General features: G+C 62.2%; 19 protein-coding genes. 11 read left to right on the forward strand and 8 right to left on the reverse strand.

The genetic code is table 11. The features are described from left to right. Window positions 1-16 precede the first annotated feature (16 nt). Complete coding sequence (gene pdxT / locus PZH32_RS06220) at window positions 17-646, reverse strand: pyridoxal 5'-phosphate synthase glutaminase subunit PdxT (protein ID WP_275206959.1); 630 nt, start codon at window positions 644-646, stop codon at window positions 17-19. Between the two features lie 42 nt (window positions 647-688). After that, window positions 689-1,645, reverse strand: coding sequence for a pyridoxal 5'-phosphate synthase lyase subunit PdxS (gene pdxS / locus PZH32_RS06225; protein WP_275206961.1), 957 nt, complete (start codon window positions 1,643-1,645; stop codon window positions 689-691). Between the two features lie 358 nt (window positions 1,646-2,003). Here pdxS and PZH32_RS06230 point away from each other — a divergent pair, with 358 nt between their 5' ends. Further along, entirely contained in the window at window positions 2,004-3,545 is a 1,542-nt protein-coding gene (locus tag PZH32_RS06230) for a PLP-dependent aminotransferase family protein (RefSeq protein WP_275206962.1), read from the forward strand. Here PZH32_RS06230 and PZH32_RS06235 read toward each other — a convergent pair. The 3 genes from PZH32_RS06235 to PZH32_RS06245 form a co-directional block, all read right to left on the reverse strand. After that, window positions 3,542-4,315, reverse strand: a complete 774-nt coding sequence (locus tag PZH32_RS06235) for an ATP-binding protein (RefSeq protein WP_275206964.1) — start codon at window positions 4,313-4,315, stop codon at window positions 3,542-3,544. The genes PZH32_RS06230 and PZH32_RS06235 overlap by 4 nt on opposite strands. A gap of 160 nt (window positions 4,316-4,475) precedes the next feature. Continuing rightward, entirely contained in the window at window positions 4,476-4,772 is a 297-nt protein-coding gene (locus PZH32_RS06240) for an MTH1187 family thiamine-binding protein (protein ID WP_275206966.1), read from the reverse strand. A gap of 56 nt (window positions 4,773-4,828) precedes the next feature. Further along, window positions 4,829-5,686 carry a hydroxyethylthiazole kinase gene (locus tag PZH32_RS06245; RefSeq protein WP_275206967.1) on the reverse strand — a complete coding sequence of 286 codons (858 nt, stop codon included), beginning with the start codon at window positions 5,684-5,686 and terminating at the stop codon, window positions 4,829-4,831. Between the two features lie 336 nt (window positions 5,687-6,022). Here PZH32_RS06245 and mnmA point away from each other — a divergent pair, with 336 nt between their 5' ends. Further along, window positions 6,023-7,177, forward strand: a complete 1,155-nt coding sequence (gene mnmA / locus PZH32_RS06250; RefSeq protein ID WP_275206969.1) for a tRNA 2-thiouridine(34) synthase MnmA — start codon at window positions 6,023-6,025, stop codon at window positions 7,175-7,177. A gap of 80 nt (window positions 7,178-7,257) precedes the next feature. On the opposite strand, the gene cysK is transcribed toward mnmA, so the two are convergent. After that, the gene (cysK, locus tag PZH32_RS06255; protein ID WP_275206970.1) at window positions 7,258-8,193 is read right to left on the reverse strand and encodes a cysteine synthase A; all 936 of its coding nucleotides are present in this window, start codon (window positions 8,191-8,193) and stop codon (window positions 7,258-7,260) included. 219 nt (window positions 8,194-8,412) lie between these two features. Between cysK and PZH32_RS06260 the strand changes: the two genes are divergently transcribed. Beyond that, the gene (locus tag PZH32_RS06260) at window positions 8,413-9,339 is read left to right on the forward strand and encodes a LysR family transcriptional regulator (protein ID WP_275206971.1); all 927 of its coding nucleotides are present in this window, start codon (window positions 8,413-8,415) and stop codon (window positions 9,337-9,339) included. Here PZH32_RS06260 and PZH32_RS06265 read toward each other — a convergent pair. Then, window positions 9,336-9,920 carry a hypothetical protein gene (locus tag PZH32_RS06265; RefSeq protein WP_275206972.1) on the reverse strand — a complete coding sequence of 195 codons (585 nt, stop codon included), beginning with the start codon at window positions 9,918-9,920 and terminating at the stop codon, window positions 9,336-9,338. The two genes, PZH32_RS06260 and PZH32_RS06265, sit on opposite strands and share 4 nt — an antisense overlap. 161 nt (window positions 9,921-10,081) lie before the next feature. Here PZH32_RS06265 and PZH32_RS06270 point away from each other — a divergent pair, with 161 nt between their 5' ends. Then, window positions 10,082-11,737 carry a PAS domain-containing hybrid sensor histidine kinase/response regulator gene (locus PZH32_RS06270; RefSeq protein WP_275206973.1) on the forward strand — a complete coding sequence of 552 codons (1,656 nt, stop codon included), beginning with the start codon at window positions 10,082-10,084 and terminating at the stop codon, window positions 11,735-11,737. 11 nt (window positions 11,738-11,748) lie between these two features. Here PZH32_RS06270 and PZH32_RS06275 read toward each other — a convergent pair whose 3' ends face one another. Continuing rightward, entirely contained in the window at window positions 11,749-12,765 is a 1,017-nt protein-coding gene (locus PZH32_RS06275) for a helix-turn-helix transcriptional regulator (protein ID WP_275206974.1), read from the reverse strand. Between the two features lie 233 nt (window positions 12,766-12,998). Here PZH32_RS06275 and frc point away from each other — a divergent pair, with 233 nt between their 5' ends. From frc to PZH32_RS06310, 7 genes are all read left to right on the forward strand, one after another. Further along, entirely contained in the window at window positions 12,999-14,366 is a 1,368-nt protein-coding gene (frc, locus tag PZH32_RS06280) for a formyl-CoA transferase (protein WP_275206975.1), read from the forward strand. A 157-nt stretch (window positions 14,367-14,523) separates the two neighbouring features. Further along, entirely contained in the window at window positions 14,524-14,736 is a 213-nt protein-coding gene (locus PZH32_RS06285; protein ID WP_275206976.1) for a helix-turn-helix domain-containing protein, read from the forward strand. Window positions 14,737-15,091: 355 nt separating this feature from the next. Beyond that, window positions 15,092-16,591 (forward strand): helix-turn-helix transcriptional regulator, encoded by a 1,500-nt coding sequence (locus PZH32_RS06290; RefSeq protein ID WP_275206977.1) that lies wholly within the window; start codon window positions 15,092-15,094, stop codon window positions 16,589-16,591. 198 nt (window positions 16,592-16,789) lie between these two features. After that, window positions 16,790-17,599: a hypothetical protein gene (locus PZH32_RS06295; RefSeq protein ID WP_275206978.1), complete on the forward strand. Its 810-nt coding sequence runs from the start codon at window positions 16,790-16,792 to the stop codon at window positions 17,597-17,599. 49 nt (window positions 17,600-17,648) lie between these two features. Then, complete coding sequence (locus PZH32_RS06300; protein WP_275206980.1) at window positions 17,649-20,519, forward strand: molybdopterin-containing oxidoreductase family protein; 2,871 nt, start codon at window positions 17,649-17,651, stop codon at window positions 20,517-20,519. Next, complete coding sequence (locus PZH32_RS06305) at window positions 20,520-21,110, forward strand: 4Fe-4S dicluster domain-containing protein (protein ID WP_275206981.1); 591 nt, start codon at window positions 20,520-20,522, stop codon at window positions 21,108-21,110. Then, window positions 21,111-21,959 carry a dimethyl sulfoxide reductase anchor subunit family protein gene (locus PZH32_RS06310; protein ID WP_275206983.1) on the forward strand — a complete coding sequence of 283 codons (849 nt, stop codon included), beginning with the start codon at window positions 21,111-21,113 and terminating at the stop codon, window positions 21,957-21,959. It begins immediately after the preceding gene. The last annotated feature ends 54 nt before the right edge of the window (window positions 21,960-22,013 follow it).

Consider the following 22,013-nt stretch of genomic DNA (forward strand, 5'->3'; position numbering starts at 1 on the left):
CGTTTGTGCCCGTGGCTTAGAGGAGGTCGAGGAAAAGTCGATAGAGCCGGTTGTCGGCATCGAGCTCTGGATGGAACGCGGCGCCGATTTGGTTGCGGTAGCGCACGGCCACCGGTGCATCCTGGTAGGTTACGAGGGTTTGTACAGCGGGGCCGACGTTCTCGATGCGCGGGGCGCGAATGAACGTGAGGGGGAGAGGTGCTCCGTCGGGATGTGCGGCGCCGTCTTCCAGCCACAGGCCTTCGGCATGAAAGCTGCCCAGCTGGCGCCCATAGGCGTTGCGCTGCACGGTAACGGGCAGCGTGCGAAAGCCGTCGACGGCGGTGCGCTTGGCGGCAAGCTGGCGGTCGAGGTTGGTCGTATCGCCCGATCCATCCAGGTGTTGCGCCAGCAGGATAAGGCCGGCGCAGGTGCCTAGAACGGGAAGGCCTTCCTGGATGAGCGTGCGTAAGGGGGCGAAAAGACCGGTGTCGCGCAGGAGCTTGGCCTGCACGGTGGATTCGCCGCCAGGGAGCACTAGGCCGTCGAAGGAATGCTGCAGATCGGCTTCGTGACGCAGCTGGCGAACGGTGCATCCCAGTGCCTCGAGACGCCGTTGGTGCTCGATGAAGGCCCCTTGCACGGCAAGGACCGCGATAGTTGTCATGATGCGTCTCCCTTGGCGCTGGTCTTACTGCGTGCTCTCACGTTACTGACCGCGCTCTTCCATGATGAGCTCTATCTCCTGGGCGTTGATGCCCACCATGGCCTCGCCCAAGTTTTCCGACAGGTTGGCAAGGAGCTCGGGGTCCTGATAGTTGGTGGTGGCTTGGACAATGGCGGCGGCGCGCTTGGCCGGATCGCCCGACTTGAAGATGCCGCTGCCCACAAAGACGCCCTCGGCGCCCAATTGCATCATGAGGGCGGCGTCGGCCGGGGTGGCAATGCCGCCGGCGGCGAAGTTCACCACGGGGAGTTTGCCGGCCTCGTGGACCGAGCGCAGCAGGTCGTAGGGCACTTGCAGGCGCTTCGCTTCTTCGAAAAGCTCATCGGCGCGCAGGGCCTGTACGGCGCGGATCTGGCTGTTGATGAGGCGCATGTGGCGTACGGCCTGCACCACGTCGCCGGTGCCCGGCTCGCCCTTGGTGCGAATCATTGCGGCGCCCTCGGCAATACGACGCAGGGCCTCGCCCAGGTTGCGCGCGCCGCAGACGAAGGGGGCGCGAAACTGAGTCTTGTCAATGTGATAGGTGTCGTCGGCGGGGGACAGCACTTCCGACTCGTCGATATAGTCGATATCGATGGCCTGGAGAATTTGGGCTTCGGCAAAATGGCCGATACGGCATTTGGCCATGACGGGGATAGAGACGGCAGCCTGAATGCCCTTGATCATGGCGGGGTCGCTCATGCGCGAGACGCCGCCGGCAGCGCGGATGTCGGCAGGGATGCGCTCCAAGGCCATGACGGCGCAGGCGCCGGCTGCTTCGGCGATGCGCGCCTGTTCCGGCGTGGTGACGTCCATGATGACGCCGCCTTTGAGCATTTGGGCAAGCTGGCGATTGAGGGCAACTTGCTCGGCACTGCTGGGGAGCGGGGTGGTGGCGCCGGCAGCGGCCGTGGCGGTAGCAGCGGCGTCGGTGGTTTCGGGTGAGGACAAGGGGGCCATAAGATTCCTTTCTGGGACGAATGGAGCCGAGCTTGGTTCCGTTGGGGCGTGCTGGGTAGTGTAGAATGGCTGTGGTTATATCGATATAGCCAGTTTTTTAAAAATTGATAAGGTCACAGCTAGAACCCCCCTCTGGTGTCGAGCCGCTTAAGGCCTCAGTGAGCCGATGGGTAACTCGTCCGCGAGTTCGTTGAGGTTCAGGCGATCCGATGGGTGTCTTGTCGGCGAACTGCCTGAAGCCCAGGCGTCCCATCGGCGAGCTCCAAGCGCTCCTTCGGCGGACTCCAGGCGCCCTGATGGGACCTCATGAAGGGGAGGAGCCAAAAAGGAGAGGGCCTAAGAAGGCGAGGGAGCCATCGTGCTTACTTATGACTTGCAGAGAGACTCGACGGTGCCGCTCTACGAGCAGCTCTATCGTCTTCTGCGCCAGGACATCGAGCAAGGGCATTTGAGGCCCTGGGCGAAACTGCCGCCCAAGCGCGAGTTCGCGCGTCACTTAGGGGTGAGCGTCATCACCGTCGAGGGCGCCTATCGTCAGCTTGTTGCCGAGGGCTACGCCTACGCTCAAGAGCGTCGGGGACACTTCGTGGCTTCGCTGGCACTCCCTTCCGACCAGGAACGACAGTTGCGCCGTCTGGGCCTTCATCCGACGGAACCGCCCGCGGGCGAGATGTCTTTGCGCGAGGTGCTGCCTGAACAAGCCGGAAGGGCGCAGGAAGGACAGGGGGAGCCCGAGCCGCTCGAAAAGCTAGGGGTGGAGCCGGCGCTGCAAGGGGTGTTCCCTTACAAAACGTGGGCACGGGCTACGCGGCAGGTGCTGGCAGAGGAGAGCGAGGCGAGCCTCCAAAGAGCGGCAAGTCCTATGGGGGCCTTGCGCCTGCGTCGAGCCTTGGCAGCCTATCTGCGCGCTTCACGCGGCATCGAGGTGGAGCCCGATCAGATTGTTGTGGGAGCTGGTGCGCAGACGCTCTACTCTTTTGTGGTGCAGGGGCTCGGCCGCCAGCGCACCTTCGCCATCGAGAATCCTGGGTATCCGCGTTTGGCTCAGGTGTATCGCAGCAACGACGTGGGGCTGATGGCCGTGCCGCTGGATCGAGATGGTATGCGCATGACTTTTTCTGGCAGCAACGCGGTATCGGTGGTGCACTGCATGCCTTCCCATCAGTTGCCCACGGGCACGGTTATGACCGCCCGACGGCGGCGGGAACTGCTGGGCTGGCTTGAGGATCATCCCGATCGCTTTCTTATCGAGGATGATTACGACTGCGAGTTTCGCATGACGGGACGCCCTATTCCTGCCATGCAGTCACTGGATCGAACAGGGCGCGTCATCTATCTGAACACCTTCACCAAGTCGCTCGGCCCCACGTTTCGCATTGGCTATATGGTGCTTTCGCCTGAGTTGGCGGCGGTGTTTCGCGAACGGTTGGGGTTCTATGCCTGCACGGTGGGCGTGCTTGATCAGCTGACGTTGGCTCGTCTGATGGAGACGGGCGAGTACGAGCGCCATGTGAATCGCCAGCGTACCCGCTATCGGCGCGATCAGGATAGCTTGCTGGCAGCGCTGCGCGATGTCGACGGCGCCGAACGCTTGGCCGTTCGACGGGCGGGGGCAGGACTTCATTTTCTTCTGGAGGTGGACAGCGCAGAGCCGCTCTGGCCTGAGGAAGCTACCCGACGTGAGCATGCTATCGCTGAGGCGGCAGCTTCACGGGGCGTCCATCTTGTACCTTTGGGGGGCTATGATACCGAGCGGGCTGCGGGTCTTGTGCCCTCGCAGGTTTCCGGTGCGTTTTCGGTGAAGCCCCGACCGGCAACGATGGTGGTGTCGTTGCCGTCGCTTCCCGAGGGGAATCCTGCGACTACGGCCGAGGCCCTGGTGCGCGCCTGCTTGGATTAAGCAATGACGTTGCCTGTTACTGAGAAGGTGACCACGTTTAGAGGCAGATCTTTGCCGCTGAGGGCCACGGCTTGGGCGGCGTCGCGTTCCAGGCCGCCGCAGCAGGGAACCTCCATACGGGCGATGGTGACGCTGGTGACATCGTTGTCGGCCATAATGGCAGCCAGTTTTTCGGCATAGGAGCCCTGGTCTAGCTTAGGGCAGCCAATAATAGTGACATTGCCCTTCATGAAGCGCTCATGGAAGCTGGCGCAGGCGAAGGCGGTGCAGTCGGCAGCAATGAGCAGCCCGCGACCGTTGTAATAGGGCGCCTGGGTGGGCACGAGCTTGATCTGCGCCGGCCACTGCACCAGGCGACTGGGCAGCTCGGCCACGGCAAAAACGTCCTCGCCGCCGTCGGCCTTCGCTTCCTCCGAAGTTGCGTTAGCAACTAACGAGCGGGCCCGTGACCCGGGGCAGCCTGTGGGGGTTGCCGTCAGGTTGGCCACGGTGCGGTCGAGATCGTCTTCGGCAATCTGTTCGGCTGCGGCACGGGCAGCCAGATGCTGGGCGACGGCGTGCTCGTCGTAAGCGGCCGCTTCTCGCTCGATAAAGGTAATTGCGCCCGTGGGGCAGGCGGGCAGGCAATCGCCCAAGCCGTCGCAGTAGTCGTCGCGCAAGAGCCGTGCCTTGCCGTCCACCATGCCGATAGCGCCCTCGTGGCAGGCGTCAACGCACAGGCGGCAGCCCGTGCACTTTTCCTCATCAATCTGAATGACCGTACGCAGCATGGCGCTTCCTTTCCCGCAGGTGCTTCGAAGCTTCTATGCTTCTCATCATAGAATTCTTGGTTGCCTGCGGCGGTGCCCGCCCGCACCTCGGAAGCATTTCGTTACGCCTTCGCCATCGGGGAAAGCGGGGTAGCTTGGGCCCTTGAGGCGTTGTCGCCTGCTATGCCAGCAGCTCCTCGACGGCCGCTATCTTGCGGTTGAGGGTGTCGGTGTGCCCGGGGCGCACGTCGGCTTTCAAAATGACCTCGGTGCGGATGCCCTGGTTGGCTAGGACGAAGGTGGCGTCGCGCACGACGGCCATGACGTCGTCCCACTCGCCTTCGATCTCTGTGAACATGGAGGTGGTGCGATGGGGCAGCCCCGAATCGCGGATGATGCGAATGGCCTCGGCCACGTAGGGGGCCAGCTCGTCGCCCACGCCGAAGGGGGCAATGGCAACAGCTACTAACGTGTTCATGGGCTTCCTTTCTGCTGGGTCCGGTCGTGCGGCGTCCAGGGCAGCGGCCTGGGCGACTACCGCGCCTCCAGCTTCATGGGGGCGTCGGCGACGTCTTCGGAGGTCAGGTGGTACAGCTCGTCCAGGAAGGCTACCTGGAAGCTGCCGGGTGCGTCGGTGCGGGCGGCAGCGCGCGTACCGGCCACGTTATAGGTTGCCGTGGCTGCAAGGGCGGCCACAAAGGGATCGGCCACGCAGCAGAACACCGCGGCCACGCCGCCCAGCGAACAGCCGGCACCGGTGATGCATTCCATCAGCGGCGAGCCGCCGGTAAGGCGCACGGTGGTGGTGCCGTCGGTAACCAGGTCGATGGGGCCCGATACCGCCACGGCGCCTTCGGTGAAACGGGCGATGGCCGCCGCGGCGGCTTCGGCGGCATCCACCGAGTCGGTGGCATCCACGCCGCGCGGTCCGCTGGCCGACGCGTCGGTGACCTCCTCGTCGGCCTCCAGTCCCCACAGGTTCGCCAGGGCTATTACCTCGGAGGCGTTGGCGCGTACCAGGGCCGGCTTGCACGGCTGCACCTGACGCAACAGCTGCGAGCGCAGGCTGCCGATGCCGATGCCCACGGGGTCGAGGACCCAGGGCTTGCCGGCCGCGGCCAGGGCCTGGGCGGTGCGGGGAATGGTTTCCTCGTAGATGGGCAGAAGCGTGCCCAGATTGATGTAGGTGGCGCCCGAAGCTTGGGCGACGGCCTCGCCTTCGTCGGGCAGGTACACCATGGCCGCTGACCCGCCCACGGCCAGCTGAGCATTGGCCACAAAGCTTTGGGTAACGGTGTTGGTGATGGAGGGCGCCAACGGGTTGGTGGCGCGCACCTCGCGCACGGCCTTGGCCATCAAGGCGCGCAATTCGGTTTCGGTAAACGTGGTCATGACGTTCCTTCCCGAGCGCAAAAAAGCGCTCCGTCAGGGGAGCGCTTCGTTAAGCGACGGTGCTCCCTACGACAGTGTTAACTGACAGGTTCTAAGGGTTGGGCGCAAGCCCTCTCAACCGCCGCCCGTCGCGCTGAAGCGCAGCCGACAGGGACGGTACCCCTGCAACAAGTCAAAGCATAGCGGAAAGTAGGAGCGCAGCGGGAGGAGACGTGTGGATTCGGGCAGAAAAAGAAGAGAAAGGTGCCGGGCGGCTGACGTGGAGCTGGAAAACCCTGTGCTATGATGGCCGCCATGGATGGGTATGAACAACAAAGCTTGCAGGATGCGTCGGATATGCGGGATGCGCCAAGCGCCGTCGGTGAACCTGAAGGATCGCCGCAGCGCGTCATGATGGCCATGAGCGGGGGCGTCGACAGCTCGGTGGCGGCGCTTCTCCTATGCGAAGAGGGCTTCGCGGTGACGGGCGCTACCATGAAGCTGTTCAGTAACGCCGATGTGGCCTGCGATGCCGAATCCACCTGCTGCTCGTTGGACGATGTGGAGGACGCCAAGGCGGTCTGCCGGCGCCTGGGCGTGCCCCATTACACCTTCAACTTCGGCGATCTATTCGGCGAGCAGGTGATCGATCGCTTTTGCGGCGCCTATCTGGCCGGCACGACGCCCAACCCGTGCATCGACTGCAACCGCTTCCTGAAGTTCGCGGCTCTGCAGCGTCGTCGTCGCGAGCTAGATCTCGACTATGTGGCCACCGGTCACTATGCCCGCCGCCGCTTCGACGAGGCCACGGGGCGCTGGCAGCTGCTGCGCGGCTTGGATGCCTCGAAAGACCAAAGCTACGTCCTCTATCATCTGACCCAGGATTCCCTGGCCCATATGCTGTTCCCCTTGGGCGCGCTTCAAAAGGCCGAGGTGCGCGCTTTGGCGCGGGAGCACGGTTTCGTCAACGCCGAAAAGGCCGAAAGCCAGGACATTTGCTTCGTGCCCGATGGTGACTATGTGGGCTTTATCCAGCACCGCCTGGAACTGCCTTCCGATGGGGACGCGGCAAAGGTGCCCCCGGCGTTTCGGCCGGGCCCCATTGTCGACCGCGCCGGCCGCGTTCTAGGTACCCACCGCGGGCTCATCCACTATACCGTGGGCCAGCGCAAGGGCATCGGGGTGGCCGCGCCAGCCCCGCTCTACGTGTTCGCTAAAAACGCCGAGGCCAACACTTTAGTGGTGGGGGGTGCCGATGAGGTGCAGGTGAACACCGTCACGGCTCGCGATATCAATCTTGTTGCCGTGGAGCGGCTTGAGGGGCCCTGCTCGGTGCAGGTGAAAACGCATTATCGGCAGCGTCCGGTAGCGGCCGTGGCAGAGCAGACGGGCGACGATGAGCTGACCGTCACGTTTGCCGAGCCCCAACGGGCCGCCGCGCCCGGGCAGTCGCTCGTGCTCTATGACGGCGACGTGGTGGTGGGAGGCGGCACCATCGTCGGCTGCCGCTAGGTCGCTTCTCCTGCGCCTTTCCCCCTACGCAAAAAAGGCCCGCATCCTGCAGGGTGCGGGCCTAGTGACGACGGGATGGTTTAAGAGGCACTGTTGAACATGGGCGTGGACAGGTAGCGCTCGCCCGTGTCGGGCAGGATGACCACGATGTTCTTCCCGGCATTTTCCGGGCGCTCGGCCAACTTGGTGGCCGCCGCCACGGCGGCTCCCGAAGAGATGCCCACTAGCAGGCCGTCGTGGGCCGCCAGTTCGCGACCGGCCGCAAAGGCCTCTTCGTCGGTGATGGGGATGATCTCGTCGTAGATCTCGGTGTTGAGGGTGTCCGGCACGAAGCCGGCGCCGATGCCCTGGATCTTGTGCACGCCGGCACGGCCCTCGGAAAGCACGGGAGAGCCGGCGGGCTCTACGGCTACCACCTGGATGGCGGGGTTCTGGGCCTTCAGGTAGGCGCCCGTTCCCGAAATAGTGCCGCCTGTGCCCACGCCGGCCACCAGGATGTCCACCGTGCCATCGGTGTCGGCCCAAATCTCAGGACCCGTGGTGGCTTCGTGCACCGCCGGGTTTGCCGGATTGGTGAACTGGGAGGGAATGAACGAATTGGGAATTTCGGCGGCCAGCTCGTCGGCCTTGGCGATGGCGCCCTTCATGCCCTTGGCGCCCTCGGTCAGCACCAGCTCGGCGCCGTAGGCGGCCATGAGGTTGCGGCGCTCCACCGACATGGTCTCGGGCATGGTGATGATGATACGGTTGCCGCGGGCAGCGGCAATAGCCGCCAGGCCGATGCCGGTGTTGCCGGACGTCGGTTCGATGATGACGGTGTCGGCGTTGATTTTGCCGGCGGCCACGGCCTCGTCGTACATGGCTTGAGCAATGCGGTCCTTCACCGAGCCGCCGGGATTGAAGGATTCTACTTTGCCGATGAGGGTGGCGGGCAGCTGATGGGCCGCCTCGTAGTTGGTGAGCTCGACCAACGGCGTGTGGCCGATGAGCTCGGTTACGCTCTTGTGTACGTTCACGAACCTGTCCTTTCTGATTGCGAGCCTCCGCCCTTGGTGGACTCGCGGCTGGCTGTCGGGGCTCATGCTACCTGATGGCGGGGTTCCGTCAACCGAGGGGGTATAGTGGTTTTCGATGGCCGCGGCGGCGCGGGGAGGGGCCGTTGGGTATGATTTCTGCATTGACGAAGCGTCGTTAGACGTATAATGTCTAGAAAACTACTAGACTTTGGAGACCCCATGACCTTGCAGCAGCTGCGCTATCTTATCGCCATTGCCAACCACGGTTCCATCAGTGGAGCGGCCCATAGTCTTTATGTATCGCAGTCGAGCCTGTCGGTGGCGGTACGCGACATCGAGCGCGAGACGGGGGTCACCATTTTCGAGCGGTCGAATCGCGGTATCACGTTGACCAACGACGGTATCGAGCTTCTGGGCTATGCTCGCCAAGTGGTGGAGCAGGCCGATCTTATGGCTCAGCGCTATGCGGGGCCGGGCCACGGCGGTGCCCAGCGGCTGGCCATCACCTCCCAGCACTATGCCTTCGTGGTGGAGGCCTTTCTGGAGCTGGCCGAGGAGTACGAGGGCGACGGCTACAACTTCAGCTTGCGCGAGACCCGCACTTCCGAAGTGATCGAGGATGTACGCGATTTCCGCAGCGATTTGGGCGTGCTCTACCTGTCCACCTTCAACGAGAGCGTTATCGGCCATGCCTTGGAGGACGCCAACCTCTCCTTCAACTTGTTGTTCACGGCCCAGCCTCATGTGTTCATCAGCGAGAACCACCCGTTGGCCCAACGGTCTTTGGTGACCATCGACGACCTCACCGACTACCCGCGCTATTCTTTCGAACAGGGCTCCAACAACTCCTTCTTCTACGCCGAAGAGCCCTTGGCCGAGCTGCCTCACGAGAAGCGCATTGCCGTCAGCGATCGCGGCACCTTGTCGAATTTGCTGGCTCATCATAACGGCTACACCATCTCTACCGGGGTGCTGTCCAGCGAAATGTACACGGGCATTGCCAGCGTGCCGCTGCAGACCACCGAGCGCATGCGGGTGGGCTACATTGTGCACAACGAGCGCCAGTTGTCGGAGCTGGCCGAGCGCTATATCGAGAAGCTCAGCCTGTTCGTAGAAGGCTATCAGCTGGCGGCGGCTGCCCTTTAGCGGCGGTTCGGGGAAAGCGGCACGCGCACCACGCCGAGGCCCTCGAAGGCCCCGTAGAGCACCATGCCCTGCTTGCAGCGGAAGGTGCATTCCTGGCACACCGGCTCGTCGCAGTAGACATAGGCATCTTCGTCGGCCAGGGCGAATACCAGTGGCCCGCGCTTGCCAGGCAGAGGGTATTTCACCTGCAATCCCGTGAAGGTTTTCAGCATCACCCAGGCCAGGCGCACGGGGTTCTCGGCGCGATCGGCCAGGTACGGGACAATGTCCCAGGTCACTTGCACGGCGTTGGCGTCGTAGCCTCCGACGATGCGGTAGCGCAAGGCGACGCCCTCGGGCACCTCGTCGCATTCGATGAAGGGCAGCGGCGTCAGACCAGCGCTTGTCACCGTGTCCACGGGATGCTGGTAGGGAAGCTCGGCGATAGGGGAGCGACCCGGCTCGCGGTAGCCGCTCGGGCGTCCCGTGTCCACAACCAGCAACGTTGCTTTTTGGTCAGTCAAAAAGCAGGGATCGCCATCGTCGATGCGCGGCTTCCAAGTAGCTTTCGTGCGCGTAGGGCTTTGCAGTCGTTCGGCCATGGGACTCCTTCGAAGAATCGAGCAGAGGTGGTTATTATACCGAGGAGTAATTGTTTCCTTCATGTAACGCTTTGTGACGGACTTTTACCCTGGCGGTTCGCGGAGGCCGAAAGCAGTGATAGGATACGAAACTACTAGTAATATTCGATGGGACCTTCGCTATGGCCGAGCAGACAACACCGACGCTTTTCGAGCGCATGCACCTGGATATCTCCGAGGTGCTCGACTGCATGCCCGGCGGTTTTTTTGTATACCACGCCCATGGAGACGAATCGCTGGTGTACGTGAACGATGCCTGCCTGCGCATGTTCGGCTGCACCACGCTTGAGCAGTTCAAAGCGTTGACTGGCTTCACGTTTCCCGGCATGGTGCACCCCGACGACGTCGACTCGGTGGAGCGCTCTATCTCGCGCCAAATTGCCGCGAGCACCTATGATATGGACTACGTGGAGTACCGTATTGTGCGTCGTGACGGCAGCGTGCGCTGGATTGAGGATTACGGCCACTTTGTCAGCACTGACGAGGGCGATTTCTTCTACGTGTTCGTCAATGATGCCACGGACAAAAAGCGGGCCCATGTTGAAGAGCTCGAACGTATTAACGCTCAGCTGACCGAGGCCTATGAGCGGGAGCTGGAGCACCGGTCGCTGCTGCGCAGCGCGCTGTCTCAGGCCGAGGCGGCCAATGTGGCGAAGAACACGTTCTTGTCGAACATGAGCCACGATATCCGCACGCCGCTGAACGCCGTTGTGGGCTATGCGCAGCTCATCAAGGCTCACGGCAATGACCATGGTCGCGTGCTTACCTACTCCGATCGCATTCGCGTGGCCTCCGAGCAATTGCTCGACGTGGTGAACGAGACTCTGGAGATCAGCCGCCTGGAGGCGGGGCAGATGCAGCTGGCTGAGGCTGAATGCCGCATCACGGCCATCATGGACCAGGTGGTCCTCGACTGTCGCGACACCGCGCAGCGCAACGGCGTGGCGGTGCAGCTTGAGGTGGCTCCCTTGGCCCACGATGCGGTGATCACCGATGCCGTGCGCCTCTCGCACCTGCTGTTGCAGTTGGTGGACAACGCTATCAAGTATTCCCATCGCGGCGACGAGGTCCATTTGTCCGTGCGGGAGCTGTCCGAGGCGCCCGCCGGCTATGGCGCCTTCCAGTTTGTTGTGGCCGACCAGGGCATTGGCATGGATCCGGCTTTTCTCGACCGCATGTTCCTGCCCTTTGAACGCGAAAGCAACACCACTGACAGCGGCGTTCAAGGTACGGGTTTGGGTCTTACCATCGTGCGTTATGTGCTCGATTTGCTGGAGGGCACCTTGTCAGTGGACAGCACCCCGGGCGAGGGATCGACGTTCACCGTGGACGTGCGGCTGCGGTTGGCCGACGACAGCGAAAGCGCGGCGAGTCCCTCGGCTCATCACGGCTTAGGCGCGGTGCGCAACATCTTGCTGGTAGAGGACAACGAGCTTAACCGTGAGATTGCCGTGTGCCTGCTGGAGGATGCGGGGTATCGAGTGGATACGGCCGAGAACGGCCGCATTGCGGTGGACAAGATAGCCCAGCGTCCCGCCGATGCCTACGACGTGGTGCTCATGGATATCCAAATGCCCGTTATGGACGGTTACGAGGCCACGCGGGCCATCCGCGCGCTGCCCGACGCCCTGCGCGCCACGCTGCCTATTATTGCGGTCAGCGCCAACGCCTTCTCGGAAGACCGGATGCGTTCGCTGGAAAGCGGCATGAACGCCCATTTGCCGAAGCCCTTGGACGTGCGCCGCCTCGAGGCGCTCATGGCCACAGTGGTGGCCTAAAGCGGCGTCCTTTACTCCTCCGCGGCGGCTGGGTCCTCTTCTTTCTCCCCATAGCTGGCAACAATGTCCTGCAAATAGGCCGTGTACTGGGCGGCCAAGCCCGCGGGCTTCTCGATGCGCACGGCGGTGCCGAACTGGGCCAGCCAGCCGAAGAACGTCGGGCTGGCGGTGACGGTGGTCCACAGGCGCGCATGGTCCTCGTCCACGGAGGTCACCTCGACGTCTTTTCCGAATCGATCGATCATGGCGCTCATGACCTCAGCGCTGACAAGCAGCGTGACGGGCACGGCCTCGCCCCCGAACATGCTGAACGTGCGGCTGCTGAAGGCTGAGATGTCGAAGGTGGCAATGGCCTCGTTGCGTACGGCCGATTCGTCGGCAATGCGGAGGCCCTGCATGCGATCGACGCGGTAGACGGGGAAGCTCTCGTGCTTCTCGTTATAGGCGATAAGGTAATAGCACCCTTCGGAATAGACCAGGCGCACCGGCGTTTCCAGATAGGTGCGCCCGTTGCCCTGGGCCACGGGGCGTTTGTTCACATCGTGCTTCACGTAGCGGAAGGCCACCTTGCGCTTGGCGGCCAGGGCCTCGTGGATGACGTCCACGTTGTGAAACACCGATTCGTTCTGCATGCGAATGCGGCCCTCTACGTGCACGTGCTTCGCCAAGGAGCGAACCTGGTGCTTCGAGCCCAGCTCCGCAACACCGCGAACCAGCTTGTTGGATATGCGCTCGGTGAGGAACCGCGAGGACTGCACGGCATCGATGAGCAACATAAGCTCGGCAGCGGTAAACGAGCGCGAGACGAGCGCGTAGGTGGTGGGCCGGGTGGGCAGCTTCTGGATGTCGAACCCAAAGGAGCGCAAGGTATCGATGTCGCGGTAAATGGATTTGCGCTCGGCGTCGATGCCCGCTTCGGCCAACAGCTCGATGAGTTGCGGGGTGGTAAGCCCGTGCTGCTCGTCGGTGTGGCGGTAGAACAGGCGCATAAGGTGGAGCAGCTTCAATTTCTGACGCTCGTTGTCCATGGGGATCATCCTCTCACGTGGGCACGGCAGAAACAGGCACGGGGCGTATACGATCCGCGGCAGCCAAGGGGCACGAGCTGGCGGCGAAGGGAGGACGGCGGTCAAAGTCTCTCAATGGCCACAGGCGGCAAACCGCTTGATGACAAAGGAGATCATCGACCGCTGACAGCGGGCCCCCTTCCTAGAATAGACAACGTAGCACATTCTGAACTCGAAAGAAACGAGGTGTTCCTGTGACTGCAACAAATAATTCGACGGCTCCTTTGGCCGGCATGAAGGTGGTCGACTGGACCGAGGTTCAGTCCGGACCGTCCTGCACGCAGCTGCTTGCCTGGATGGGCGCCGAGGTCATCAAGATCGAGCGTCCCGGCGGCGATCCTACCCGTACCGAGCTGCTCGATATTGCTGACTCGTGGTCGGTGTACTACCTCCAGCTGAACGCCAACAAGAAGTCGCTCACGCTGAACGTGAAAACTGACGAGGGCAAGCAGATTCTTACCCAGCTGCTGAAGGAAGCCGACGTGTTCGTGGAGAACATCGGCCCCGGCGACGTTGAGAAGATGGGCTTTGGCTGGGAGAACGTCCACAAGATCAACCCCCGTTGCGTCATGGCCTCTCTGAAGGGCTTTGGCCAGAACTCGCGCTTCTCGAAGGTAAAGGCCTTCGAGCCGGTGGCTCAGTCTGCCGGTGGCGCTGCTTCCACCACGGGCTGGAACGAGGGCTCCTTCAACGTTCCTACCCAGTCTTCGGCAGCCTTGGGCGATTCCAACACCGGTATGCATCTGTGCATCGGCATCCTTTCGGCCCTGCTCCAGCGCGAGCACACCGGCGAGGGCTGCTATGTGTACCAGTCCATGCAGAACGCCGTGCTGAACCTGTGCCGTATCAAGCTGCGCGACCAGATCATGCTCGACAACTTGGGCGCCCTGCCGCACTACGAGGTGTACCCCGATTGGGATTGGACCGACACCATTCCCCGCGCCGAGAACACCGAGGGCGGTCAGGTTATTGGCTGGTGCTACAAGGCCAAGGGCTGGGAGACCGATCCCAATGCCTACGTGTACATTGTCATCGAGAACTCCGAGAAGGCCTTCAAGGAGCTGTGCGCGGCTATTGACAAGCCCGAGCTGGCCGACAATCCGAAGTTCACGCCGTGGCAGAACCGCCAGCTGCACAAGGACGAGCTGTACCCGATCATCGAGGAGTACACCAAGCAGTACGACAAGTTCACGTTGACCGACAAGCTGGGCGCCGCTGGCGTGCCGGTGGGCCCGGTACTTGATTGGCACGAGATCGAGAACGATTCCGACCTGCTGAACGACGGCACCATCCCCGAGATCGACCAGGGCGGTGCCCGCGGCAAGTTCAAGACCATCGGCCTGCCCTTCACCATGTCGAACTTCAAGCCCGACTACAAGCGCGCTCCTGACCTGGGCGAGAACAACGCCGAGATTCTGGAGAGCCTGGGCTACACCGCCGATCAGGTGCAGCAGTTCACCGAGCAGGGCGTGCTGGAGGCTCCGGCCACACCGCACAACCCCGCCGTGAAGGTCATCACCTACGCCGAGTACCAGGAGATGCAGAAGAAGGCTGGTAAGTAGCAGGTTTAGGCAACCGTCCTGTCCCGGCGGTGCGCAACTATCTGTATCCGGGAAATCCGAGTCCGCATTGCGCGGGCTCGGATTTTTTTCGTCATAAGGTGCCGGCGGTTCGTTTGTGAGGAAACGGGTTCCAGCGGGCTTCCCCTAGGCTGGAAGCATGAAGTCCCTTCAAGAGAAAGTAGGTTATCGCATTCGCGTTCTGCGCATTGCTGCGGGACTCCCTCAGGGCACCTTGGCTCTGATGACGGGCATCACCAAATCCTACATGAGCGAGATTGAAGCGGGGAAGAAGAACCTCACGCTGCGCTCGCTCGAGCGGATTGCCGATGCTCTGGGAGTGTCCGTGTACGAGCTGTTCCGAGGCTTGTAAAAGCAGTGGCGCCGACCCGTTAGGTCGGTGCCGCCAGGGAGTTCGGTTATAAACGAACTTCGAGAGAGGGAGTCTAAAAAGGGGCGATGACAAGGGGGAACGCAAGAGGGTTGGCGCGTCGCTTACCAGGGTGAAATCAAAAAGATGCAGCGCACCTAAGGGAAAAATCAGTCGTGCCACTGCTATACTGAGACGATCCTGCGTCGCCTGTGGTCGTGTTTTGCACGGTCTCGGGCCTTGTGAGGTGTGGATGAAGATGAGGGATTCCCGTTTTGGCGGGATGCGGTAAAAAGCAGAAGTAGAGAGCGCGGTGGCGATGACAACTTCCGAGGGGGCTAAGAGAAGGGGCGGGGCTTTGCCTGCCGAAGCTGTGGGTTCTCGCCCGCTTGGCGATCGTCTTGCTGCCATTGCGCCGTTTGTGATTGGCTATGGCTGCTTGGATGCGTGGGGCCAGATGGTCTCGGCCAGCGTGCTGACATCGACGCCCGTGTTCGATCAGATTCTCAAGTACGCGTTTGCCTTGGTGCCTCCGCTGGTGCTGCTTCTCTTCTGCTTTCGGATTGCTCCGCTGGTGCGTCGCCGCCATCGCGAGGCCATCTATCTTTTCGGGTTTGCCGGTACCCTGGGGACCTTCGCGCTCTATCTGGTACTCGATGCCTCTCTCAGCTCCGAATGGCTTTCCGCCGCCAATGTCCTTACGGGCGTTGCCCGCTGCTTTTTGCTGATATGCTGGTGGGAGCGTCTGACGGCGCTGCGACGGGCCGATATGTGGCTCGCTATCGGCAGTGCTATTGTGCTGGGCGCGGTCATCAGCCTGACCACCGAGCTGTTTCCGGCCAATGCCGAGTACATCTTCTACGCTTTTCTCCCCCTGGTGTCGACGTTCTTTCTTCAGGTCAGGCATCGGGAGGGTGCGGTCGAGGGAGCGGATCATCGCTCGGAGCGTCCTCGCGGAGGGGAGGGGGCTCCCGAGCTTGCACTCGGTCTGAGGCAAGCGTGGGCTGCCGTGCCTTTTTTGCTCATCATCGTTCTCGGTTTAGTCAATATTCCCTCAGAGGCTCTTGTCGTGGTAGAGCACAACGAGGGTTTCGGCGAGGTGGGCCTGCTCGCGGTTTTCATGCAGACCCTTCGGCGCATGTCGGTCAACCTCATCGCCTTGGGGCTGGCCTACGTGGCTACGCGCGTGAATATTGCCGCCACCTTCTACGTGGCCATTCCTGTCATTGTCCTTGCGTCGACCCTGCCAGCCTTAGGGCTTGAGTTCTCCATCGGCTTCCTGCATAGCGTCAGTCGCATCGGTTCCGAGATGATCCGCTACGTCATTGTCTATATGCTGTTCGGCATTGTGCTTGAGCGCCGCGTACCGGCGCTGTTCTGCTACAGCTTGATGGTGCTGTTCCATTGCGCGGGCACGCTTGTCGGTCTGTTCGTTGCTTTGGTGTTGGGCCACAGCGGTGCGCCGCTGGCCCTGGTGTTCCTCATGGTGCTCATTGTGGTCATGCTGCTTGTCATGGGCGCCCAGCAGCGCGGAGAGTTCGCCCTGGGGTGTTCGTCGACGCCGCGGCAGGACCCACAGGTTGGTGCCAAGGCCTCTTCGGAAGAGGCGGCCGAGCACCTTGCCCCTCAGCTCGAAGAGCTGCTGGAGGCCTTTGCCACGCGCTACCACTTGACACGCCGCGAGCGGGACGTCATGGAGCTGTGGGTGAAGGGGTACACGACGGCGTACATCGAGGAGCAGCTTTGCGTCTCCAAGTCCACGGTGAAGACTCACGTGAACCATATTTACGAAAAGACGGGCGCCAACTCCAAAGAGGCCCTCATCATGCTCTTCGACGGCTTCTGCAAGCGCGATTAGCGTCTTCTCAACCCATTTTCACCTGCGAAAACGTTCTTTCTCCCCTCTGAGGGGGGATATCGCAAAAATCTCCCTATTTCAACTCTCAGACGCGATGGCAGGCCTCCCCAACGGCCTTAGGATGCCTTTTGTCAAATGTTCGTAACCGCGTTGGCGGCGGACAGTAAACAAGAGGAGCATAAGGGCGAGGAGGATGCCATGGGCGAGACCCTGGATGACTTCATGGTGGATACCGTCAGCGAAGCGGCGGTACAGACGGGGATGGATGATGACGCGGTGGCCCGCGAGGCCGCGCGCCTGATGGCCAAAGATCAGTCGGTGCTCGAGCAGGCAACCGAAGTCGAGGAGATGGCCTCGGAGCCGCTGACTCATGAGGAGCAGGTGGCCATTGTCACGAAGTTGATGGACAACCCCCGCTTCCGCGAAATTTATTACGCCATTTTGGACTACTGCCAAGAGCAGCGCCGGCTGGGCGACGTGGAGACCCTGGTGGGTCAGCAGCCCGAGTTCGAGCACTGCGGGCAGAATCAGTACCGACTCATCATTAACCTTGAGGACGCGGGCGCTTTGGACCGCATCGAGCTTGACGAGCAGGGTGCCTGCGTGACCGAGGAGATGAAAGAGGGTCTGACTGAAGACGAAATCGACGATCTGGTCTTCGATTACGCCTTCATCGACACCGAGGCTGGGCGCGAGGTGCGCAACCAGATGAAGCCCGAGAAGCGCATGGACGATCTTATGAATATGTTCCCCAAGCGCGCCCAGACCTATTGCCAGGTGCTGGATTTCTGCAAGCAGCCCCGCACATTCCAAGAGATTAACTCGCTCCTCAAAGGGGCGGATGTTCTGAGCACTGGCTCAGCCAATACCATCACGAACGTGCCGTTGCAGCCCAGCGTCTTCATTGACCAGCTGGAACGCAGCGGTGCCCTGGTGTGGAAAGGTTCGTGGAACGTTACCGAAGGGGGGAGGAGGTACCTCGAGCTTATGGAGAAGCTCGCCAAGTAGGAAAAAGTTGCAGGACATCAGAGCAAAGAGAGAAGGACAAGGAGAGGCTATGAGTTCACCTGCTATGACACGTCGCGGCTTTGTGAAGGCAGCGGCATTGACGGGCGCTGTGGCGGCGTTGGGGATAGAGACCTCAAGCTCGCTTATCGAGGCGCCTGAGGCATTTGCGGCATCGGGTACCCAGCGTACCGCCATCCGCACGTGCTGCCACGGCTGCATTCAGTGCTGCCCGTGCATCGGTTATCTGGAGGATGGCGTGATCGTCAAGCTCGAGGGCGATCCGGAGGCGCCGGTCAGCAAGGGCGCCATGTGCCTGAAGGGCATGGCCCAGCAGCACACGGCCTACAGCCCGCTGCGCATCCTCTACCCCATGAAGCGCGTAGGCGAGCGCGGTGCTGCCAACGCCAGCTGGGAGCGCATTTCCTGGGACGAGGCCATCGATCTGGCGGCCGACCAGTTTATTACCAGCGTTGAGAAGTACGGCCCCTACGGCGTCTGGATGGGCACGGGCGGCGGCGGCCAGTACGTGTCGCCTCAGGGCCAGATTTTCCCGAAGATGTTCGGCGGCCCCATTCAGCTGTCCGGCGGCGCCCTGCAGTGCTTCGGCCCTCGTCGTATGGCCGGCTCGCTGATCATCGGCCAGGCCGAGCCCTGCCTGTCCATGGCCGACTCTTCGGTGGTCGAGCCCTTCAACGAGTACAACCCCACCATGGAAGTGTGCGTCATCTGGGGTGCTTCCCCCTCTACCAGCCAGACTGCCCAGTCGGGCCACGGTATGGCCGACGCTCGCGTTGACCGCGGTGTGAAGACCGTCGTCATTGACCCCTTCATGATTCCCGATGCCACGAAGGCCGACGTGTGGCTGCCCATCCGCCCGGGTTCCGATACGGCGCTGGTGCTGTGCTTCATGCGCTACGTCATCGAGAACAACTTGATCGACGAGCAGTTCTGCAAGTACTGGACCAACCTGCCCTTCCTCATGGATCCCGATGGCAATCCCATTCTCGCCGAGGACATTTGGCCCGATTACAAGAACCCCGCGGCCGACCCCAATGATTACTACTCCACGCCGGCCTACGTGTGCTTCGATGCGAAGACGAACAAGATCCAGCCCTTCCCCTACACCGCGCCCGAGGATTCGCCGGTGGACCCCGTGGTCTTCACCGAGGTGGAGATCGACGGCAAGACCTGCAAGACCGCTGGTCAGATTTACTGGGAAGAGGCCGAGCCCTGGACGCTCGAGCAGACGGCCGAGACCTGCTGGCTCAAGGCCGATGCCATCGAGAAGGCTATCCGCCTGTACGGCGAGGCCGAGCATGCCGGCATTGCCGAGGGTGTGTTCGCCGACATGCAGCAGGTGTCCTCGAACGTCCCCATTGGCATTCTGGCGCTTGAGTGCATGATGGGCTATATCAACAAGCCCGGCTGCACCCTGACCTACCATGGCTCCTACGGCGAGACCCGTATGACGAACGCTCCGGGCGACCACAACTCTCGCTGGGGCCTGGGCTGGACCTACGGTCTGACCGAGAACGGCAACAAGAAGGCCCGCGAGGAAGCGCTGCAGAAGGCCTTCGGTGAGTCGGGCAAGGATCCCGAGGAGATGTCCAAGGGCATGCTGCAGATCCTCACCGACCGCTTGGGTTCCGACAAGTACCGCGGCTCGTTCTTCATGGACATGGCCGTTACGGGCGGTATCCGCGAGGCGGCGGCCACGGGCGAGCCCTATCGTCCCCGTATCCTGTTCGAGGTTTCCGGCAACAAGATGTGCACCATCGCCAACACCTCGGGCTGGGATGCCGGCTATCGCGCCCAGGACTTCATCGTTCAGCAGTACACGAACTTCACGTCGTTCACCATGGACTACGTCGACCTGATTCTGCCTGACGAGGAGTGGGCCGAGTACAACTCCTTCGAGAACCTGAACAACCAGATCAACTACAACTGGCTGCGCCAGCGCATGATCCATCTGGGCGAGACGGTGGCCTGCGAGCGACCCTTCATGGCCGTGGCGAAGAAGATTGCCGAGAAGAAGGGCGAGGACTTCTTCTTCGACTTCGACTATCTGTACAACGGCAACAGCCGCGTCGTCTACGACGATCCGGCGGCCAAGAAGGCCCTGTGGGCCGAGCGCTTCGGTGCCCAGTCGTGGGACGATCTCATCGAGAACTACGACAACTACGCGCCGCTCGTCCAGCCCGACGAGGAGTACTGGAGCTACTACCAGCACGAGGCCATGGCCGACGATGGGCTGCCGGTGGGCTTTGCCACCGAGTCGCGCAAGACGCAGCCTTACGTGTGGGCCTTCAAGGAGCTGGGCAAGAACGGCGGCTTCATCACCTGGCCCTACAAGTGGGAAGACACGGGCCTGGACTACAGCCCCATCTGCCGTTACGTCGAGTTCGAGGAGAACGGCCTGCAGAACGACACGGATTACCCGCTCGTGTTCACCAGCGGCCGTGTGCAGCACTTCCACCACGGCACGCTGCGCCACGCTCCGTTCAACCGCGAGCTGTCTCCGGTGCCCGACTGCTACATGCACCCGGATACGGCGGCTTCCTACGGCATCGAGCACGGCGACTGGGTGAAGCTCACCTCCCGTCGCGGCACTGCCTACGGCCGCGCGTACCTGACCCGCGGCATCAACCCCCGCGTGGTGCGCGAGGAGCGCTTCTGGTACCCCGAGCTGTTCGATGACTCGCGCGGCGACAAGCGCACCGGCGGTTGGGAGTACGGTATTTCCAACCTGACGCGCGACGACGTGAACGACCCCATTATCGGATCGGCCACGTACCGCGGATTCAACGTGCAGATCGAGAAGGCCGAAAAGCCCGAGGGCATCTGGACGGAGCCGAAGCAGTTCGAGGCGTTCCTGCCGACGTTGAAGGGCGAGCCCCAGACCGATGAGGTGGTGTTTTAAATGAGCAAGCGTTGCTTAGTAGTAAATCTTGACCGCTGCAGCGGGTGCGACAGCTGCGTGGTGCACTGCAAGTATGAGAACGGCCTGACCCTGGGCGAGTACTGGAACCATGTAACGGCTGTGGGCCCGACCGGCGACTTCCCCGACGTGGAAATGTACTGGCTGCCCGTGTTCTGCCAGCAGTGCGAGAACCCGGCCTGCGTGAGCGTGTGCCCCACGGGCGCCAGCTACCGCGACCCCGAGACCAACGTCGTGCTGGTGGACAAGGACAAGTGCATCGGCTGCCGCTATTGCATGTTCGGCTGCCCCTACGGCGTCCGCCACTTCAACGAGACCGAGGGCGTGGTGGAGAAGTGCACCCTGTGCAGCCAGCTGACGGCGGCCGGCGACGACGTGCCCGCCTGCGTGCACAACTGCCCCACGGGTGCTCGTTTCTTCGGCGACTTGGATGATCCGAACAGCGATGCCTCCAAGGAGCTGGCCAAATACGATGCCGATGCGATTCACTCGCTGCCCGACCCGGGCAACGCGCATCCCGCGACGAAGTACATTCTGTCGCCGTCTATTGCGGCGTGGAAGGAGCTGATCTAAATGTCCGTTGAATGGCCCCTGGTTCTGTTCTCCCTGCTTGCAGGCTGCGGAGGATGCACGTTTGCCTATTTGGCCCTGTCCGATCTGCTGACCTCCAACAAGAAGGGTCAGTTCCAGATTGCCCTGGTTGCCCTTATTGTGGCGGTGGTCGGCGGTTTCTGCTCGGTGGCCCACCTGGCCTCCCCGCAGAACGTTATGGCCGCTGTGTGGAACATCGGCTCGTTCTCCGGCATTTCGATCGAGCTGATCCTTATCGGCATTACCTGCGTGCTCATGGTGGTCTATATGGTGCTGCTCAAGCGCGGTGCCGCTGAGTCCGCGCAGAAGGCCGTGGCCGCCGTCGGCGGTGTGTTCGGTCTGCTGCTGGCGTTCTTTACTGGCCATGGCTACGTTATCGAGTCCCAGGCGACGTGGAACACCGAGCTTCTGCCCTTCGCCTATTTGGGCACGTCGCTGGCGCTGGGTGCCTTCCTCTACGCCGTGTGCGCCGTGGTGTGCAAGGTCGACGAGGCCGATCTGCGCAAGATGGCCATTCCCGTGGGCGTTGGCGCTGTGCTGGGCGCGGTGTCGATTCTCGGCTACGTGCTGGCCGTGGGCTTTGAGGCGGCGGCTACTGAGCCGGTGCTTCTGTGGGGCGGCCTGATTGCCTGCGGCATTGTCATCACGGCCATTTGCGGCGTCGTGGTTATGGCTCGCAAGCAGAACATGGACTCCCTGGCGGTTCCCTGCGTGGGGCTGGCCGCTACGGCGGTGGGCGCTGTGTCGCTGCGTGCCTTCATGTGGGTTGTGGGCAGCGGTTTTCTCGGCCTGTTTGAAGTGGCGATGAATTCGCGCGTCATCGGCCTGTAGGTATGAGGAGGCGAAGTGGCAGGGCCGATCAGGCGCGCTCTGCCACTTCGCTTC

The organism is Adlercreutzia equolifaciens, assembly GCF_029076695.1.
GTDB lineage: Bacteria > Actinomycetota > Coriobacteriia > Coriobacteriales > Eggerthellaceae > Adlercreutzia > Adlercreutzia equolifaciens_A.